This is a genomic window from Pseudarthrobacter sp. NamE2, from assembly GCF_005796205.1.
Classification (GTDB): domain Bacteria; phylum Actinomycetota; class Actinomycetes; order Actinomycetales; family Micrococcaceae; genus Arthrobacter.
Genome location: NZ_VAHN01000006.1, coordinates 109910 through 129115, shown reverse-complemented (window position 1 = coordinate 129115; position 19206 = coordinate 109910). Strand labels below are relative to the sequence as shown.

General features: G+C 62.8%; 17 protein-coding genes. 8 read left to right on the top strand and 9 right to left on the bottom strand.

The features are described 5' to 3' along the window. Nucleotides 1–59 precede the first annotated feature (59 nt). From FDW83_RS09225 to FDW83_RS19120, 6 genes are all read right to left on the bottom strand, one after another. Nucleotides 60–575: a gluconokinase, GntK/IdnK-type gene (locus FDW83_RS09225; protein ID WP_240720927.1), complete on the bottom strand. Its 516-nt coding sequence runs from the start codon at nucleotides 573–575 to the stop codon at nucleotides 60–62. Then, nucleotides 572–1801: a D-mannonate dehydratase ManD gene (gene manD / locus FDW83_RS09220; protein WP_138137708.1), complete on the bottom strand. Its 1230-nt coding sequence runs from the start codon at nucleotides 1799–1801 to the stop codon at nucleotides 572–574. The genes FDW83_RS09225 and manD overlap by 4 nt, the downstream gene beginning before the upstream one ends. Before the next feature lie 67 nt (nucleotides 1802–1868). Beyond that, the gene (locus FDW83_RS09215; RefSeq protein ID WP_240720926.1) at nucleotides 1869–3290 is read right to left on the bottom strand and encodes a mannitol dehydrogenase family protein; all 1422 of its coding nucleotides are present in this window, start codon (nucleotides 3288–3290) and stop codon (nucleotides 1869–1871) included. Next, nucleotides 3287–4702: a glucuronate isomerase gene (uxaC, locus tag FDW83_RS09210; RefSeq protein ID WP_138137707.1), complete on the bottom strand. Its 1416-nt coding sequence runs from the start codon at nucleotides 4700–4702 to the stop codon at nucleotides 3287–3289. The genes FDW83_RS09215 and uxaC overlap by 4 nt, the downstream gene beginning before the upstream one ends. Before the next feature lie 69 nt (nucleotides 4703–4771). Beyond that, nucleotides 4772–5779 carry a LacI family DNA-binding transcriptional regulator gene (locus FDW83_RS09205; RefSeq protein ID WP_138137705.1) on the bottom strand — a complete coding sequence of 336 codons (1008 nt, stop codon included), beginning with the start codon at nucleotides 5777–5779 and terminating at the stop codon, nucleotides 4772–4774. A 194-nt stretch (nucleotides 5780–5973) separates the two neighbouring features. Next, nucleotides 5974–6144 (bottom strand): hypothetical protein, encoded by a 171-nt coding sequence (locus FDW83_RS19120; RefSeq protein ID WP_171027510.1) that lies wholly within the window; start codon nucleotides 6142–6144, stop codon nucleotides 5974–5976. Here FDW83_RS19120 and FDW83_RS09200 point away from each other — a divergent pair. From FDW83_RS09200 to FDW83_RS09170, 7 genes are all read left to right on the top strand, one after another. Beyond that, nucleotides 6134–7159 carry a TRAP transporter substrate-binding protein gene (locus FDW83_RS09200; protein WP_138137703.1) on the top strand — a complete coding sequence of 342 codons (1026 nt, stop codon included), beginning with the start codon at nucleotides 6134–6136 and terminating at the stop codon, nucleotides 7157–7159. The two genes, FDW83_RS19120 and FDW83_RS09200, sit on opposite strands and share 11 nt — an antisense overlap. Nucleotides 7160–7269: 110 nt before the next feature. Continuing rightward, on the top strand, nucleotides 7270–7917 hold the full coding sequence (locus FDW83_RS09195) for a TRAP transporter small permease (protein ID WP_138137701.1): 648 nt from the start codon (nucleotides 7270–7272) through the stop codon (nucleotides 7915–7917). A 6-nt stretch (nucleotides 7918–7923) separates the two neighbouring features. Beyond that, a complete protein-coding gene (locus tag FDW83_RS09190; RefSeq protein ID WP_205754663.1) occupies nucleotides 7924–9234 on the top strand; it encodes a TRAP transporter large permease in 1311 nt (436 codons plus the stop codon). A gap of 292 nt (nucleotides 9235–9526) precedes the next feature. Further along, nucleotides 9527–11902 (top strand): glycoside hydrolase family 3 N-terminal domain-containing protein, encoded by a 2376-nt coding sequence (locus tag FDW83_RS09185; RefSeq protein ID WP_138137697.1) that lies wholly within the window; start codon nucleotides 9527–9529, stop codon nucleotides 11900–11902. 842 nt (nucleotides 11903–12744) lie between these two features. Then, nucleotides 12745–13197, top strand: a complete 453-nt coding sequence (locus FDW83_RS09180; RefSeq protein ID WP_138137695.1) for a cupin domain-containing protein — start codon at nucleotides 12745–12747, stop codon at nucleotides 13195–13197. Between the two features lie 176 nt (nucleotides 13198–13373). Beyond that, on the top strand, nucleotides 13374–14954 hold the full coding sequence (locus FDW83_RS09175) for an acyl-CoA carboxylase subunit beta (protein WP_205754662.1): 1581 nt from the start codon (nucleotides 13374–13376) through the stop codon (nucleotides 14952–14954). Nucleotides 14955–14964: 10 nt separating this feature from the next. Beyond that, entirely contained in the window at nucleotides 14965–15297 is a 333-nt protein-coding gene (locus tag FDW83_RS09170) for an EthD family reductase (protein WP_138137693.1), read from the top strand. A 115-nt stretch (nucleotides 15298–15412) separates the two neighbouring features. Here FDW83_RS09170 and FDW83_RS09165 read toward each other — a convergent pair whose 3' ends face one another. The 3 genes from FDW83_RS09165 to FDW83_RS09155 are packed head-to-tail and all read right to left on the bottom strand — an operon-like array spanning nucleotide 15413 to nucleotide 18355. Beyond that, on the bottom strand, nucleotides 15413–16447 hold the full coding sequence (locus tag FDW83_RS09165; RefSeq protein WP_240720925.1) for an MBL fold metallo-hydrolase: 1035 nt from the start codon (nucleotides 16445–16447) through the stop codon (nucleotides 15413–15415). Between the two features lie 4 nt (nucleotides 16448–16451). Beyond that, the gene (locus FDW83_RS09160) at nucleotides 16452–17228 is read right to left on the bottom strand and encodes an SDR family NAD(P)-dependent oxidoreductase (protein WP_138137691.1); all 777 of its coding nucleotides are present in this window, start codon (nucleotides 17226–17228) and stop codon (nucleotides 16452–16454) included. A 26-nt stretch (nucleotides 17229–17254) separates the two neighbouring features. Next, nucleotides 17255–18355 (bottom strand): alkene reductase, encoded by a 1101-nt coding sequence (locus FDW83_RS09155; protein WP_138137689.1) that lies wholly within the window; start codon nucleotides 18353–18355, stop codon nucleotides 17255–17257. Nucleotides 18356–18517: 162 nt separating this feature from the next. Between FDW83_RS09155 and FDW83_RS09150 the strand changes: the two genes are divergently transcribed. Beyond that, a complete protein-coding gene (locus tag FDW83_RS09150; RefSeq protein WP_138137687.1) occupies nucleotides 18518–19108 on the top strand; it encodes a TetR/AcrR family transcriptional regulator in 591 nt (196 codons plus the stop codon). The last annotated feature ends 98 nt before the right edge of the window (nucleotides 19109–19206 follow it).

Genomic DNA, 19206 nt, shown 5'->3' with positions numbered 1-19206 from the left:
ACTGTTTACGGGTTTCCAGCTAAGCGGACCCGCTAATAGAGTCCGCTTAGCTTGCACCTTTAGCGGACTCCGCGTTCTGCGAATTCGAGCCAGGCCGCCGCTTCAGACGCCAGCCGAGCAGGGGATTCACCGATGTCAAGAACAATTCCTGACTCACCCTCGCCGAGTGGTTCCAGCGTCTGCAGTTGCGACGCCAGGAGTGACGGCGGCATGAAATGCCCGGGTCGAGCCGACATTCTCGCGGCAAGAAGACTCGCGGTGCCATGCAGATGGACGAACCGGGTGTCTGCAGCGCCGGTACGGATTATGTCCCGGTAGGAACGTTTCAGGGCGCTGCAGGCTATGACGAGTGAATCACCGCCCTCGGCTGCCAGGCGCCGTCCTACTTCCTGGAGCCAAGGCTGGCGGTCGTTGTCGTCCAGCGGGATTCCGGCTGCCATTTTCTCGATGTTGGCGGAGGGGTGCAGCGAGTCCCCGTCGAGGAAGGCGGCGCCGATTTCCTGCGCCAGGAGCGCTCCGACGGTGCTCTTGCCGCAGCCGGAGACGCCCATGACAATGACGTGGTGTGTGCTCACCAGTCGTGGACCGTTCCGTCGATGAGGCGGTTGTAGGGCAGGTAGGCCTGCTGGTACGGGTAAGCCGCTGCAGCTTCTTCGTTGAATTCGACGCCGATGCCGGGCTTGTCGCCGGGGTGCAGGTAGCCGTCCTTGAAGGTCATCGACTGGTGGAAGACCTCGTTGGTCTTGTCCGAGTGCTGCATGTATTCCTGGATGCCGTAGTTATGGATGGCCAGGCCCACGTGCAACTGCGCGGCGAACCCGACCGGGGAGATATCGGTGGGGCCGTGGAAACCGGACTTGATCTGGTACTGCGCGGCGAAGTCCATGACCTTCTTCAACGGGCTGATGCCACCGAAGTGGGTGGAAGCTGCCCGGACGTAGTCGATCAGCTGTTCCTTGATGATGGTCTGGTAGTCCCACACAGTATTGAAAATTTCACCGATGGCCAGCGGCGTGGTGGTGTGCTGGCGGACCAGGCGCAGTCCTTCCTGGTTTTCGGCCGGGGTGCAGTCCTCGAGCCAAAACAGGTCATAGGGCTCCAGCGCTTTGCCGAGCTTGGCGGCCTGGATGGGGGTCATGCGGTGGTGGCCGTCGTGGAGCAGCGGGATTTCCGGGCCGAACTCGTTCCGCACCGCCTCGAAGACGGTGGGCAGGTGGCGCAGGTAGGCGCGGGTGTCCCAGTCCTCCTCCACAGGGAACGCGCCCCGGCCGGCGGGCTCGTAGTCGTACCGCTCACCGGAGGCCTGGGCCTGCGCGGCCACACCGTAAACGGCGTTGATGCCCGGCACGGCGGTCTGGATGCGGATGGACTTGTACCCGAGCTCCAGGTGCTCACGGACGGAGTCGAAGAGGGACGGGATGTCAGCGCCGGAGGCGTGGCCGTAGGCGCGAAGGCCGGTGCGGGAAGCGCCGCCGAGGAGCTGGTACACCGGCATGCCGGCCAGCTTGCCCTTGATGTCCCACAGCGCCATGTCGACGGCGGCAATGGCCGCCATGGTCACGGGCCCACGGCGCCAGTACGAGGAGCGGTACAGGAACTGCCAGGTGTCCTCGATCCGGTGCGGGTCCTTGCCGATCAGCAGCTGCGCGACGTGCTCCTTGAGGTAGGCGGCGACGGCGAGTTCCCGGCCGTTGAGGGTGGCGTCACCGATACCGGTGACACCGTCTTCGGTGGTGATCCGGAGGGTCACGAAGTTTCGGGAGGGGCTGGTCACGAAGACTTCAGCGGCGACTATTTTCATTTTGAACCTTTCGTGCATTACGGGTGCGCTGAGGCGCGGGGGAGAAAAGGCATTGGAGGGGGATCTGTTACCAGCTGCACCGGAGGCGGTGGACGAGGTCCACGACGGCGGTGTCAGCTCCGAGATCGGCGTTGAGTGTCGTGACGAGGGCCTTGGTGAGGTCCCTGCCGGAGAGTTTTAGGATGTCCGAGAGGCGGTCTGCTTCTGCGTCCGCCGGCCTCGCACCGTGTTCCTGCTGGTGGACCAGGAAGTCGGCCCATGCGGCGATGATGCGTGCCGAACCTTCACCGGTGCGGCCCGCTGAACGTTCGGCGATGAGGACCGGGACGGCACGCATACGGAGTTTCGTTGTGCCATCGATGCCGATTTGTTCCAGCAGGTGCTCAATCCGGGTGTTCCGGAATCGGTTGAGGAGGGCCGCCCGGTAGGCCTGGGTGTTGAGGCCAGGGTGATCAAGATGAGCGGCGGCTTCATCCCAAAAGGCCTCGAGCTCCGCGGCGCAGGAGGGGTCGGCCACCGCGTCTGCGACAGTGCGCAAACCCCGCAACTGACCGACGTAGGCAAGCAGCGAGTGCGCACCATTCAGCAGCCAAAGCTTGCGCTGCTCGAATGGCGCTATGTCATCGACGAAGAGGGCCCCGGCGTTCTCCCACGCAGGACGCCCGGCGGGAAATTTACCGCTGAGAATCCAGCTTGAAAACGGCTCGGTAACAACTGGCGCGGCGTCGTCAAACCCGGTGGCTTCGCAAACTGCAGTGGTGTCGGCTTCGGTGGTGCGGGGAGTGATGCGGTCCACCGAGGTATCGACGAACGAAACGTTCGCTTGAATCCACTCACAGAGTTCGGCCGACACAAGGCCGGCGAGGCCCTGAATCGCCTGGGAAGCTGCCGAACCGTTGGACGTCAGGTTGTCGCAGGAGACGACGGCGATAGGGCCTGCTTTGGTGCGGCGCCTTGCATCGAGCCCCGGCAGGACGCGGGCACCCATCGTTGTCAGCTGCGGATAATCACCCTCCACCTCCAAGCTCCCGCTGCCCGCCCACATTTCCTTTAGGGCGGCTGCATCGGATGCGACAGCAGCGGACTCTGGATTGAGCAGTCCGTCCATGCCAAGGTGGTAAGCAGGTTCCGTGATGGTGATTGTCAGCAGCGAGGTCTCCGGTGCTGACAGTACTTTCGTCAGTTGGGCGAGGTCACCGCCGTCGTACGCCGCAGTGATGCTGCCTACAACACTGAACGTATCGCCATCATCAGCGCGTTCGACAACGGTGTAGAGGCCGTCCTGGGCAGCCAGTGTTGCTGCTGCTTCCGGGCTTCGGCCCGTGAACGCCGCGATGCCCCACTGGTGGTCCGCGTCGACTTGTTCTGTATACCAGGCCTGGTGGGAGCGGTGGAACGCACCGAGTCCCATGTGCACAATCCGCACGGGTGCAGCGGGGGCGGCTACGTTGGTGCGGTTGAGCGACCTTAGCTTGTTCCGGGTACTCACAACTTGAAGACCCTTCGTGGTGCACGGTCCACCAAGTCCACGATCAGCTCTTCGGCGCGTGCCGGCGTGATGCGGTGCTCGGCCACAAGCCGTGCGAGGAAGGAGGCTTCAATTCGGCGCGAGGCGTCATGGCGGGCAGGGATGGAGCAGAAGGCCCTGGTGTCGTCGATGAAGCCGGAGGACCGGGAGAACCCGGCGGTTTCTGTGATGGCGGATCTGAAGCGCAGCATTGCGTCCGGGGCATCAAGGAACCACCAGGGCGCTCCGATGTAGACGGAAGGGTAGAATCCGGCCAGCGGGGCCAGTTCGCGGGAAAAGACGGTCTCGTCCAGGGTGAACAGCACCAGGTGGAAGTCGGGTGTGGTTCCGAAGTCCTGCAGCAGCGGGCGGATGGCTTCGGTGTAGCTCACCGGAATCGGGATGTCATGGCCGGTGTCGCTGCCGAACTTCTCAAAGCTCGGCAGGTGGTGATTGCGATAGGAGCCCGGGTGGATTGTCATGACGAGGCCGTCCTGGACGGACATGCGCGCCATCTCGTACATCATGTGGGCTTCGAACACGTCGCGGTCCTCGCCTGTCCATTCACCGCACCGCGCACGCGTGAAGAGCCTCTCTGCATCAGACCGTCCCAGTTTGAGGGTCAGCGGCGTGCGTACGCCGTGGTCTGCTGACACGGCACCGTGCTCCACGAAGTAGTGCCGCCGGTTCTCCATCGCCCGGATGTATCCGGCGTAGCCCGCCGCGCCATCGCCCGCGAGGCCGATCAGCCGGTCGACGTTTTCCACCCAGTTAGGGTGGGCGATATTGATGTACGCGTCCGGGCGGAAGGTGGGCAACACCTTGCCGCGGAAGGTGGGATCAGCGGCGATGGCAGCGTGGTGCTGCAGGTCGTCAAGCGGGTCATCGGTGGTCGCGAGCACCTCGATCTTGAAGTCATGGAAGAGCTGGCGCGGACGGAATGCCGGCTCGTTCAGGCGGGCCTGGAGCGCGTCGAAGGTGCTGTCGGCAGTGCCCTCTGAGATCTCCTGGTCCAGTTTGAAGACGTGCTCGAATTCCGAACGGATCCAGTAGCCGGATGCGGTGCCATCGAACAGCGGCCAGGCCTTGCAGAATTCGCGCCACACAGTGCGGGGGTCGGTGTTGGCAATCGGGCCTTGGTTGAGTCGGTCGAGCGGAACTCCGCTGGCGTGGATCAGACGGACGACATAGTGGTCCGGGGTAACCAGCAGCGTCGCCGGATCGGGGAATGGTTCATCCTGGGCCAATACAGCAGCGTCGACGTGGCCATGCGGGGAGATGATGGGCAGTGACTCCACGCGGGCCAATAGGTTCCGGGCTATCGCCCGCACACCGGGCTCCGCAGGCAGGAGCCGGTCAGGCTCTGCTGCGAGGGAAGAAATTGAAGAGGGCATGCGCCCAATCGTTGCCAAGGGGAACGATTTGCGTCAACGAGTTGCCATTTGTTGGCAACAAGGCGAGGGTCAGCTGGTCGCCGGCCTGGTGGAGTCGCGGACAACAAGCCGTGTAGGAAGAACCACCGGCTGGTTGGATCGGGAACGGGCGCCCGCAGCGAAGGCCAGCAGGTTGTTCACTGCAGTAGCACCGAGGGAGTACAGGGGGGCCTCGATCGTGGTCAGAGAGGGAGTGATGAGCGCGGCCCCGTAGCTGTTGTCGTGCCCTACCACGCTGGCGTCGCCGGGAACCGATAAGCCTCTCTGCTGCAGGGCACGAATAAAGCCGATGGCCATTTGGTCGTTGTAGGCGATGACACCGGGCGTGCGGTGGCGCAGCCACTCGGCGGCGACTTCCTCACCGCCTTGAATCGTCGGCAAATGCGACGCGGTCCGGCGAACTGAGAGCTCCAGTTCCATGGCAGCTTCGCGTAGAGAACGCCACCGCATGCCATCGGCCCAGGAAGCCTCAGGCCCAGCCAGGTAGGTGATGCTGCGGTGTCCCATTTCCCCAAGGTGTTCGGCTGCACGCCGGATGCCGCGGGGATTATCGGTAACCACACTGGCGACGTCCTTGACAGCGCGGTTCATGACGATGAGTGGTTTCTGCTTGGCCATCATGCGGATTGCCGAGTCGGACATACGCGAGCTGGACAGGACGATACCGTCTACGGAGGGCAGAGCGCGTTCGAGCGCTTCACGTTCCTTCCGTTCGGACTCCTGTGTGTGGGCGAGCAGCATGGTGTAACCCGCTTCTGCCGCCGCGGCTTCAGCCCCACGCACCATCTCCGCGTACACAGGGTTCCGGATGTCCGCGATGACCAGGGCGATCATCGAGGAGCGCTGCCCGCCGGGATGCTGGATTCCGGCCACGTGGGCCGAGCGGTAGCCCACCTCGATCGCGGCAGCGAAGATTTTCTGTGCCGTGTGGTGGCTGACCCGTCCCGGGCGGGCGAAGGCACGCGAAACGGTAGATGCCGACACCCCGGCGACGCGGGCGACGTCGTAGATCGAGGGTAAGCCTTGTGAGTCAGCCATGATTACCTCCGCCGCCCACCATAGACCGGTGAAGGCAATTCTTGGCAACTACTTGTAGGTTGCAGTACTTTATTGGCTTTATGGAGGAAGCCTCCATGCCGCAGTGTGCAGTTCGCAACGGCCCATAGTTAGTACTCCGGGAACTTTTGAAGCGAAGCACCCCTGCACGACGGCGCGCAAGCGCGGGAGGCGGCTCAAGCACCGGGAACCACCTGAGTTGTTGAGCGGGTCATTTGAAGACTTGCAACAAATGGCAACTCCTTGTTTTCCCGTGTTGCCATCAGCCCCAATTGGTACGACAGCGTCGCCTCGCGACGTGCCCAGAAGCTCATCGACGAGCAGAGAAGGAACATCATGTTGCGCACAAAGATTTTTTCCCTGGTGGCTGTTGCCACTGCCACTGCGCTGGCCCTGACGGGCTGCGGCGGCGGGGGTGAGGCCGGGGGAAGCAGCACCGGTGGGGAAAGCGGCACCTTGCGGGTGGCGCTGAACCAGACCGAGGAGCACCCCTCGTACATTGCCCTGGATAACTTCGGGAAGCGTCTTGAGGCGGCCACTGAGGGCCGCTGGAAGATGGACGTGTATCCGAACGAGACCCTCGGCGCCCAGCAGGAGGCCCTGCAGCTGGTCTCCCAGGGAGCGGTGGACCTGGCGATCGTCTCGGGCACCCAACTTGAGAACCTCAATAAGGACTTTCGGGTCTTCAACCTCCCCAAGGTCTTCGATGACGTCGAGCACCAGATGAAGGTTATCCATGACCCGAAGGTCACCGGAGAGCTGTACACCTCGCTGGAGGAGTCGAACAACCTCACCGTCCTGGGTGGGTTTACCCAGGGGGCCCGCAGCATCTACACCAATGACGCCCCGGTGAAGACGCCGGCGGACCTGGCCGGTAAAAAGCTGCGCGTGCAGGAGTCGGACGTGATGATAGCGCTGGCCGAGGCGTTGGGTGCCTCCGCAACCCCGATGGCCTTCGGCGAGCTCTATACAGCCTTGCAGTCCGGAGTGGTAGACGCAGCTGAGAACAACGAAGTCTCCTACTTCACGCAGAAGCATTTCGAGGTCGCCCCGCACTTTTCCCAGACCAATCACCTGGTCGGTCTGGACTATCTGATCGTCAACTCCGATCTGCTCGGGAAGATGTCCGAGGCTGACCGCGCCGTGTTCCAGAAGGAGTGGACGGCCACGCACGAAGAGCACACCAAGCTCTGGACCACGGCCACCGAGGAGGATATCGCCAGCGCCAAGGCCGCTGGTGCTACCTTCAGCGAGGTCGATGAGGCCGCTTTCGACAAGGTGCTCGAACCGATCGCCGGAAAATTTATCGAGAATGACGCCCAGCAGGCCCTCTACGACGCCGCTCGCGCCGCCGCGAAATGACCAACGGGTGGGGGCGCACCAAGTGCGCCCCCACCACCGCGTGCCCATGAATCGGGCACATAGATGACAACAGGGAGCAGCGACATCGTTGCTCCCCAGCGGAGGAAATAATGACCAGCAAGAAGCCAACAGGGGCCGACGGTGACGTCCCGGCCATGACCGGGCGGGACGGCGGTGCTTCCGCCGTGCCGGCACCAGGGGCAAGCGTCGGGCAGCGACGCCCCACCGGTGGTCCTGCCGTAGCCGCATTGGAGGCAGTGCGGCGTATCATCGACCGGGTCCTGGCCCTGCTGTGCGTGGTGATCTTCGCTGCACTGGTAGTCGTTGTCGCCTGGCAGGTGATCTCACGGCAGGTGCTCGGCGCGCCGGCATCTTGGACCGAGGAATCAGCCCGCTATGTCTTCGTCGTCCTGGCACTGCTCGGCGCTGCGCTGGTGTTCTCTGAGCGTGGCCACATCGCAGTTGAAATCTTCATCAAGAAGTTTCCGGAGCCGGTGCAAAGGGGCGTCGCCCTCGTTGTGGAAGCGACGATCATATTCTTCGCCGTGTTCGTGATGATCTTCGGCGGTTATGAAGTGGCGATGAATGCATGGAACCAGAACATTTCCACGATGCCGGTGAGTGTGGGCCAGATTTACCTGGTCCTGCCAGTTGCGGGCGCACTGATCACCTTTTTCGCGCTGTGCCACCTGGTCGGCATGTTCGCTGGCACGGAGGAGCCCATGCCTGAGATCGACGAGAACAACCAAGGAATCTGAGGCATTATGGAACCCGTCACACTCGCCGCGCTCATACTGCTCGGCGGCTTGGTCATCGGAATTGCTCTGGGGGTCCCCGTTGCCGTCGCAATGGGCGTGCCCTCGGCCCTCGCCATTGTCGTCCTCCTCGGCTGGGACGGCGCGGCTCTCACGTCGGCCCAGCGCCTGTTCGCCGCCAGTAATTCCTTCGCCTTGCTTGCGATTCCGTTCTTCATTCTTGCGGGCGGATTGATGAATACCGGTGGAATTGCGCAACGGCTCATTGACTTAGCGCAGGTCCTGGCAGGGCGTTTGCCTGCCTCCCTGGCTCAGACCACCGTAGTGGCGAACGCCATGTTCGGCGCTGTCTCCGGTGCCTCCGTCGCCTCGGCCGCCGCCGTCGGTTCGGTGCTTTCGCCGCCGATGCGTAAAGCGGGCTACGACCCGGCCTTTGCCGCCGCTGTCAACGCAGCCGCCTCGCCGGCGGGAATGCTGATACCGCCGAGCAACACCTTCATTATCTATTCCCTGGTCTCGAGCACCTCTGTCGCAGCGCTGTTCATGGCCGGCGTCGGTCCGGGCCTGCTGTGGGCGCTGGTCTGCATCGTCATGGTCGCGATCTACGCGCGTAAGCACCCCGAACTGGGCGGCGGGCGGCGTCCCACCGCCCGCGAGGCCGGGATGGTGTTCCTGCGCGCCGTCCCCTCCCTGCTGATGATCGTCATCGTCATCGGCGGTATCCTCGCGGGGTTCTTCACCGCCACAGAATCGGCCGTCATCGCAGTGCTCTACTCCCTCGCCCTCGGCCTGATTCAGAAGACGTTGCCGCTGCGCGCGCTGCCCTCGATCACCCTCGAAGCGGCCAAAACGACGGCGATCGTTATGCTGCTCATCGGCGTCTCGGGAATTCTTGCCTGGGTAATGTCCTTCGCGAAGGTGCCGGCACTCGTCGGTGACGCCCTCCTGGGCCTGACCGACAACACCGTCGTGATACTCGTAATCATCATGATCATCATGCTCCTGGCCGGCACGGTGATGGATCCCACGCCGGCCATCCTGATCTTCACACCGATCTTCCTGCCGATCGTTACGGAGCTTGGTGTTGATCCGATCCATTTCGGCACGATGATGGTCTTCAACATGTGCCTGGGGAATATCTCGCCTCCTGTAGGAAACAACCTCTTCGTGGCCGCGCGGGTAGCCAAGGTGAGCATTGAACCAATGATTACCAGGATCATGCCCATATTCTGGGCACTCACCGTCGCCCTCTTCCTCGTAGCCTTCATCCCCCAGCTATCCATGTGGCTGCCCACCGTCATGGGCCTGACGAAACCGTAGGCAACCCATCGCTAATTGACGGCGGAGGCAGTTGGAGCTGATCGTCGCTTAGATTGACTGGCTACACCGATAGAAGCGCCGGAGAGGTGCAGGATCACCCATCCCTGCACCACTCCGGCGCTTTTGTTGTTTCCGGCCCCCGTTCCATGCAACTTCCGCAACCGGAGCAACTTGTGGCAACTCCTAAGACCCTCGGTTGGCATTCGGGAAGAGTGGAAGAGGCGCTTCATACCTGACTCTTTTGGTCTCCGGGCGCCAAGCAGCATCCCACACTCAATGGAGAGCAGACGAAATGACTCGTTTATTGAAGCGATTGTCGGCGCGCCAGCGCCTTGCCGCTGCGGTGGCAGTTCCCCTGACCCTTACGCTGGGGGTGACCGCCGGAGCGCTGCCGGTTCAGGCCAAGTCCCCGGAGGGGACCACGAAGGCCGCGAACAAAGACCAGGGCAACCATAGCAAGCCCCCGGTGCTCGGCGCACGCGTCAAGGACACGATCAAGGTCAACGGCCGGACCTTTAAGGACCTCAACGCCAACGGCACCCTCGACCCCTATGAGGACTGGCGCCTTTCGGCCGAGGACCGCACGGCGAACCTCGTGTCGCTCATGACGCTGGACGAGAAGGCCGGCCTTATGCTGATCGATACGCTCAACGCCGCGTGTGACACAGCAACCCAGACCCGCGGCACCCTCGGCCCCACGGCAAGCGACTTCATCAACAACCAGCAAATGCACCGGTTCATCATCCGCAACGTCGTGACCAGCGAGGACAAGGCAGTCTGCGGCGGCGGGTCTGGTGGCTTCGCAGCCAGCACGTCTCTAACACCGCAAGAAGCCGCGCGATACATGAACACCATCCAGGAACTGGGTGAAGCAACCCGCCTGGGCATCCCCATGCTCTACAAGTCCAACGCCCGCAACCACATCGACCCGGACGCCCGGGCAGGAATCAACGAAGCAGCCGGCGCCTTCACTGCCTTCCCAAAGGAAGCGGGTATCGCCGCCGCAGCGCTCGGCGAGGAAGCACGGCAGACCGGTCAGGACCCCACCACCGGTGACATGTCCGTCGTCGATGACTTCGCCACCGTCATGGGCGAGGAATGGGAGGCGATCGGGCTGCGCGGGATGTACGGTTACATGGCCGACCTCTCCACGGAGCCACGCTGGTATCGCACCCATGAAACCTTCACCGAGGACGCGGACCTTAACTCCAACATCATGACCCAGCTCGTGGAGACCCTGCAGGGACCTGTTGACGACGACGGAAACTCGCTCAGCCCGGACACTTCCGTGGCCCTGACCATGAAGCATTTCCCCGGCGGCGGGCCGCAGGAGCTTGGCCTCGACGCGCACTACTCCTTCGGCAAGACGCAGGTGTACCCCGGCGATGGCTTTGGCTACCACCTGCAGCCCTTCGAAGCGGCGATCAAAGCCGGCGTCTCATCGATCATGCCCTACTACGGCGCTCCCGTTGACGTCACACACGACGGCGTCACATACGACCAGACAGGCATGGCATTCTCCAACCAAATCGTCAACGACCTCCTGCGCGGCAAGCTCGGCTTCGACGGTTACGTCAACTCCGACACCGGCATCATCAACGACCGCGCCTGGGGCCTGGAGGACAAGACCGTCCCCGAGCGCGTCGCGGCAGCGATCAATGGTGGAACTGACACCCTCTCCGGTTTTCACGACGTCAAGACCATCACCGATTTGGTGGACAGCGGGCTTGTCTCCGAGGAACGTGTCACGCTGGCCGCGACCCGCTTGCTGAAGCCAATGTTCAGCATGGGTCTCTTCGAAAACCCATACGTGGACGCCGAAGCTGCTGGCGCCGTCGTCGGCAACGCTGCCCACCGTGAAGTGGGGCTGGACCTCCAGCGCAAGTCGGCGGTTCTGTTGCAGAACAAGGACACAGCCGACGGCGGCAAGACCCTGCCGCTGAAGGACGGATCAGACGTCTATATCCTTGGCGATTTCACACAGAAAACCGTGGAGAGCTACGGCTACAACGTCACTAACGGGAACGTGGCAAACCCGGACGAGCGTCCGAGCGCCGCCGGCAGCGACTACGCACTGATCTCGGTGACGGTGAACAACACCAACACCTCGTCGTACGTCAGCAATTCTCCGACCTCCGGCATGAACCCCGAGCACATCAACCCGATCACGCTTGATGGTGTGGCTGGACTGGACGGGAAGAGCCCGTACGGTGCAGCGGATGCATGCGTAGCCCAGGGTGCGCCGTCGTGCACGGACAACGGTCTGCGCTTCGGCGGTTCCCTGCCCTGGGAGTCAAGCATCCTGGACTTCACATCCATGGCCGAGTCGGAGTCCTGGAAGATCACCCCGTCACTCGACACGATCAAGCAGGTCATGGCCGAGGTCGAGGACCCTGAGAAGGTAGTACTGCAGGTGTACTTCCGCCAGCCCTTCGTCCTGGACGAAGCAAGCGGACTGCGCGACGCCGGCGCCATTGTTGCCGGGTTCGGCATGAGCGACACCGCACTGCTGGATATCCTCTCGGGCAAGGTCGCGCCGCAGGGCCGCATGCCGTTCGCACTGGCGGGCACCGCTGAAGCGATCCGTGAACAGTACAGCGACCTTCCGGGTTACAAGGAGACCACCGACGGAGAGCTTTTCCCCTTCGGGTTTGGCCTAACTTACTAAACTGCGACGGCGCCGGCCCGGTTTTCGGGCCGGCGCCGTCCAGTTTTACCTACTGCCGCTGGCGACAGACCAATCGGACCTACATCAGCTGGCCACCCTTCCCCGAAGTACGGCTTAGCGTCAGGCCAGCGCAAGTCACTCACCGGAACAACGGGATCGAATGGGCGTTCGGCAACTGTTTGGTCGGTGGCGTATCGCGCCTCGCATAATCTAAGCCCCCCACGATGGGGTCTCTGACCCAGCTAGGCTTCGTGAAGCAGGCCCGCGACGAGGCGATGCCCTCGCCGGGGCCTGACGCCTTCACTCAATCCACTAAGCAAAAGGTCAGTGCAGCGGGATCCACGACTTAAATGCGCCCGAGGACTACGCCCACGAACTCGTCTGAATCTACCGTTCGAACTTCCCGGGCATCTACGCCGGGGACAACGACTACTTCATGACCGACACGACCTGAAGAAGTCGCCTCACCCATGAGCCGCTTGGGCCATTTCCAAGAGTGGAGGGGCTGCAGCCGAGCCGCCGCCAGGATTATCCGGTCGGCTTCGGCGTTAGCGTTAGAGGCAGCAGCTTCCTTATAACGGTCAAATGTGGCGATAGAGCAGATCGCGCGTTTCCTAGCCCGTTCTCCCTCACCGTACTTGCGGAGTCCTTGGAGCTTCCGTCCGATCTCTAGCTCGGAATCCCGATCGAACAGTTCGCTCCTGGTGGAGGTGCCCCTACGATTTACGTACGAACGTTCGTCTTGACCTCGTGCCGTCTTCGCTGGATACTTGGCTAAAGGACGTTCGTTCTTCGTTTGGACGATCCGCAACATCCCCGCACCCACTTCGAAAGGACCAGCGATGACTACTGACGTCGCCTTTGACATCAACAAGAACACAGACATCTTCCGTGTTCACCGGGCGGGCGAATTGGAAGCGGCTCCGGGCCAGACGCAGAACGCCCGCCGCATTTCCGGCGTGAGCAAGGAAAACAGCCCGGTGGAGCGCCTCTGGTTCGGCAAGGTCTACACGGGTCCGGGAGAGATCTCAGGCGCCCACCATCATGGCGAGGCCAACACTGGCGGCTATGTGCTCAAGGGCCGTGGCTTCATTCGTTTCGGCGAGGGCTACAGCGAGATCGTCTACCTCGAAGAAGGGGACTTCGTCTTCGTCCCGCCGTACATGCCCCACATCGAAGGCAACGCCAGCAAGACCGAAGAGCTGATCTGGATGACCACCCGCACCCCCGACAACATCGTGGTGAACCTTGAGGACCAGGACATCGTTGACCTGGAGATCGACTACCGCTCCTAGTTCCTGCGCGCCACAGAACCGAGGGCTGCCCGACGTTTCGGGCAGCCCTCACTGCTGTCCAGAAGCAAATTTCCCTTGTAATCCAAGCATTTTTTTCGAAGGACTAGACGAGCGAGCGCTCGTTCGTATACTGGAACACATAAGTATTTACCCTGCTGTTTCAACTGGAGGCCCGTATGAGCACCACCACGATCACGGAAGTAGAGGCGTCGACGTCGACGGCTAAAGCACCTACCGTGCACGAACTTCTCCAGGAGAAGCTCGAACAGTCGCGGCTGGGCGGTTCGGAGAAGAACCGCAAGAAGATCGTTGAATCCGGCAAGCTGCTGGTGCGTGAGCGGCTCGCGCTGCTGTTCGACGACAACGAATACATTGAAGACGGCCTGCTGGCCCGTTTCGAAGACGGACTCCCGGGGGACGCCGTCGTCATCGCGTTCGGTCGGGTCGACGGCCGCCAGGTGTGTGTCATCGCCAACGACTTCAGCGTCAAGGCCGGTACGTGGGGCAACCGGACCTTCGAGAAGATCACCGCCGCCCAGGAGAAGTCCAACGCTGCGGGAATCCCGCTCGTTTACCTGTTCGATTCTGCCGGTGCACGCATTGACGAGCAGTTCGAGAGCTTCGCAGGCCGCCACGCCTGGGGCAACATCTTCTACAATCAGGTCCAGATCTCCGGCCGCGTTCCGCAGGTGTGCGCGCTGTTCGGTCCGTCCCCGGCCGGCTCGGCCTACGTTCCCGCCCTGTGCGATATGACGATCATGGTCCGCGGGCATGCAACGGCGTACCTGGGTTCGCCGCGTCTGGCGGAAATGGTCACTGGTGAGAAGGTCACCCTGGAGGAAATGGGTGGAGCAGAGATGCACTGCAGCGTCTCCGGCCTGGGCGACGTCCTGGTTGAAGATGACGCAGAAGCCATCGCCGCCATCCGTGTATGGCTCAGCTTCCTCCCCGCCAACTGGGAGCAGCCGGCGCCTCTGGCCCCTGCCCAGGAACCGCGCCCGGGGCGCACGCTGCAGGAGATCGTCCCCCTCCGTGAGGCCGAGGTCTTCGACATGGAGGAGTTCGTTGAATCCCTGGTGGACGAGGGCAGCTGGTTCCCGTACAAGGAACTATTCGCACCGGAGATGCTGACCGGCTTTGCCCGGATCGGTGGACGTCCCGTGGGCTTGGTGGGAAACCAGCCGAAGCATATGGGCGGCTCGATCTTCCCCGATTCCTCGGACAAAGCCGCGCGCTTCATCTGGATCTGCAACGCCTACAACATCCCGATCATCTTCCTGGTGGACATCGCCGGATACATGATCGGCTCGGCCGTGGAACGTCAAGGCATCATCCGCCATGGCGCCAAGATGATCTTCGCAGTCTCCGAGTGCCGCGTCCCGCGCATCACCGTGCTGGTCCGCAAGGCCTACGGCGGCGGCTACCTGGCAATGTCCGGCGCTCCCATGAACCCGGATGCCGTCATTGCCCTCCCGACGGCCCGCCCCGCCCTCATGGGCCCGGATGCTGCCGTGAACGGCGTGTACTACAACCAGATCCACGAAATCGAGGATCCGGAAGAGCGCCGCAAGTTCATTGCCGAGAAGCAGGCTGAGTATGCCGAGGGCATCGATGTTTTCAAGATCGCCAATGCCAACGCCGTTGAGGCTGTTGTTCCGGCCAACGAGCTGCGCTCGGACCTGATGGTGCGCCTGGATCTCTACGGCCGCCGCAAGGCTGTGCCGGTTGAGCGTCGCCAGGCTGTTACGCCTGCCTAAGGGGACGCGGATGATCAAAGTGGTTGCTGTCCTCAAAGCCAGGGAGGGCCTGAGCCGGGATGAGTTCCTGTACAAGTGGAACGTCGAGCATCCTGTCCTGGTGCGCAGGCTTCCCGGGCTGAGGCGCTACAGGCAGAACCCCGCAGTCGAACATCACAAGGAGTGGCCGTTCAATGGGATGGCTGAGCTTTGGTTCGATTCGGTGGCTGATGTGAAGACGGCCTACGCGGGTGAGGAAGCCCGGGAGCTGTTCGAGCACGAGTATGAGTTCCTGGCTGACATGCAGTGGTTCCTGGCTGACGAGGTCGAGGTCGACCTTGGAGAAGAAGTCCAGGCCTCCTAAGCACAGACAGGCTGTTGTTTACAGCCAAAGGGCCGGGTCCTTCGGGATCCGGGCCCTTTGGCTTTCAGCAGTTCAAGGCTTGCGCAGTTCAGGCCCACCCAAAGGCGGGCCGTCCCTATACGGCGAGTTCCGCGGTCGGGAGCCCTTCAACGGTGTGGTTCACGCCCGAGGTGCGGAGGTATTGCAGGTGGGCGGCTGTTTCGCTGAGGGCCAGCCGGAGCTGCAGGTTGCCCAGCGAATCGAAGCCACGGGACCACGTGAGCCGCGACGCGACTGACCACACGGTGGGGTTCCTTTGTGCTTCCAGTTCCCGCACCACTTCTTGCGAGCGTTCCAGGTTCATGGACTGCAGTGCCAGCACCCGGTCCCGGAGTCCCCTGAAGCGGTATTCGTGGGCAGGCAGGACCTCGAAGTGCGTGTCCGCCTCCAGCCGTCCGAGCGACTTAATGCAGCTGCGCAGGGGATCGGCGTCGCCGCGGATCTCCAGGGAAACGTTGGGGGAGATGCGTGGCAGCACGTGATCGCCGCTGATGAAGACCTCGCGACCCGGGTCGCGGAGGCAGATGTGGCCGGGTGTGTGGCCGGGGGTTTCGATGACGGTGAGTGGCCGTCCACAGATGGGGACCGCGTCGCCGTCGCCGAGCCGGAGATCGGGATCCGCCAGCTGCTTCAAATGCATCAGTTGGTCCACGCTCATGGCGGCTTCATCGAGCCGGCCTTCGGGGACGCCCCACGAGCGCATGCGGTTCCGGTCTGTTTCGCTTTCGACGGCGGGATCGTCAAAGACGGAGATATGACGCTGCTCGGCCTGGCCCAGCGCAAGCCAGGCCCCGGACCGCTTCCTGAGCCAGGAAGCCATTCCCAGGTGGTCCGTGTGGAAGTGCGTCGCAACGATGCCCGACACGTCCGGAATCCCCACGCCGGCTGCCCGGAGGCCAGCCTCCAAATCCAACCGTCCCTGCGGGCTGTCGAAGCCCGGGTCGATGACCAGGCAGTCGGGGCCGCTGATCACAAGGTAGGACAACGTATACCGCATGGGGTTCCCCGGGAACACTACGGGGATGGACCACAACCCTTCGCCGACGTTCTCGACCGGAGGTTGGAGCTTGTTCAGCCATGCCTCGCGCTGTCGCGTGCCGGTGATCTGCACGCGTTCAGCCCTGGGTGGGGTCGAAAAGCCGGAAGACCTGGGTGGCACCGCCGTCGATCACCAGGTCCGCCCCGTTGATGCTCCGGGCATCATCGGTCAGAAGGAAGGCAATCAGGGCGCCGATTTCGTCGGGGTCCACGATCTTGCCCGTGGGTACCTTATTGGGAACCTGGTCGCGCACTTCCTGGATCACCATGGGGGTGTCCACCACGCCGGGGCACACGGAATTGACGGTGATACCCGTGCCCCAGAAATCCACCAGCAAAGACCGGGTGAGGTTAGAGAGGCCGGCTTTGGAAGCGGCATAGCTCGGGTAGGGGTAGCCGGTGGTCCCGGCAATGGAAGAGACGTTGACGATCCGCCCCCAGTTGGCGGCGAGCAGGTCTTCCGCGAAGGCCCTAATGAGCGCAAACGGTCCCACCAGATTGATGTCGATCGCGCACGAGAAGGACTCAACGCTGTGGTCCAGGAGCATCTTCCGATCCAGGATTCCGGCAGCGTTGACCAAGGCGTGGACCTCACCGACCGTCTCCTTAACGGCGGCACGCAACCGTTCGACGTCGTCCTCCCGCGTCACGTCCGCGGCGAACGCATGGGCCGTGATTCCCTGCCCACGTAGCTCGTCGACGGCGGCCTGGCAGCGTTCCAAGTCAAGGTCCACGCACACCAGCGTGTGTCCGGCGTTGCCCAGCCGCTTGTTGATCCCGCGGCACATACCGCCTGCGGCTCCCGTAACCAGCACATTAAGGCTGCGCTGGCTGGCGGTGTTTTGCTCGGACATGTTCTGGTCCCTCTCTGGTCCGGATGTCAGTGTGCAGTCTGAAGTTCGGGATAGTCTGTGTAGCCCTCGGGCCCGCCGCCGTAAAGGCCTGCGTTGCGGAGGTCCGCCAGCTCGGCACCCAGACGGATCCTCAGCGGCAGGTCCGGGTTGGAGATAAAGAGCCTGCCAAAGCCCACGAGGTCCGCCTCTCCGGCTCCGATGGCTGCTGCTGCAGTCCGCGGCGTATGCCCGCCGGTGACGATCACGGGACCATCGAAGAGGGCGCCCAGCTCACTACTGGTGATAGGTCCTGCGTGGTCGGCGCTGTCCACGGCTCCGGCAATTCCCGGCTCCACCAGATGAAGGTAGGCGAGGCCCCGGGGGCTGCTACTGCGGACCAAAGCAGAGTAGAGCCTTCGCTTGTCAGGATCGAAGACATCCATCCACGTCGACGACGGCGATAGGCGCACGCCGATCCTGTGCGCAGGCACATAGGAACTGACGGCGTCGATGACCTCGTTGAGGAAACGCAGCCGGTTTTCCACTGATCCGCCGTACTGGTCGGTCCGCTGGTTTGAGCTCGAGTTTAGGAACTGGTCGAAAAGGTAACCGTTCGCCGCGTGCAGTTCCACACCGTCAAAGCCGGCAGCCATGGCGTTGCGGGCTGCCGTGGCAAACTGCTCCACGATCTCCGTGATTCCGTCGATGCTGAGTTCGCGCGGTTCTTCGAAAGGAACCCGCCCCTGCGGGCTCCTGTACTGCCCGCCGGTGATGGCGATGGCCGAGGGAGCCCACGGCCTGCCGCCGTCGGGTTGCACGGAGGAGTGGGCTTGCCGTCCAACATGCCACAACTGGGCGTAAACCGCGGCTCCTTGGGACCTTGCGGCTGCCACGACGGGCCGCCAGCCCTGCACTTGCTGCTGCGAGTACAGTCCGGGCACCCTCGCGTAGGAAGCACCCTGCGGTGAAACCACCGTGCCCTCGCTGATGACCAGCCCGGCGCCCGAGCGCTGGCGGTAGTACTCCGCCATGAGGGGAGTAGGGACGCCGTTGTCCCCGGCCCGGCTTCGCGTTAGCGGCGGAAGGACCAGGCGATTGGGCAAGGTCTGGCCGCCAAGGTCAATTGGCTGGAAAAGCTGATCGAACAAGACACACCTCCTATCTGAGGAGTACGATCGTTCGTACGTCTATGTTTTAGTGAACGAGGTTGTGACGGGAAAGTCAACATGCGCGCCGGACCGCCCCACGCCGCAACCCGGCGTGGAGTGCAAGGAAAAATGCTGGCGCATCACGGCAAAGGGGTGGCAAGAATGACGGAGCTTGTGGAGCGGAGCAGCGCCGAAGTAATTCGGGCCGAGGCCGCCAAGTTATTTTTCGAGCGAGGGTATGACGCCACCAGCCTTCGCCAGGTTGCCGCGGCGTCGGGGCTCCGGGTGGGAAGCCTCTACAACCACATCGACAGCAAGGAGCACCTGCTGCTCCAAATCATGGGCGGCATCATGGATGACCTCATGGGTTCCATCAGGCTGGCGATCGACTTCGACGGCGATGCTGTCGCCAGGCTCCGTGCCGCACTTGCCGCGCACCTGAAGTTCCATGCCGAGCGTGCGCAGGAGGTCTTCATCGGCAATGCGGAGTTGCGCTCCCTTTCTGAACAAGCCCGGGACGTGGTGATCGCCAAGCGTCACGAGTACGAACTGCTCCTGCAGGACCTGATCGAGGAGGCCGGCCGCGCCAGCCTGGCCGACGTTGTGGATGCGCGCCTCCATGTCTACAGCTTTGTTGCCCAAGCCACCCACATTGCAGGCTGGTTCAAGCCGGGCGGGCGCATGTCCCTGGATGAAATCGTGGAGATTTACACCCGGCTTGCCCTTCGTGAACTCAAGGTCCCGGAAGCCTGAACCGTCAGGCTGCCGAAATTTTCACTGCCTAATTCTCTGTGGCACATTGCACAAATACACCTTCGGACGTACGCTTGTTCGTACCGAAGGGGTTGCCA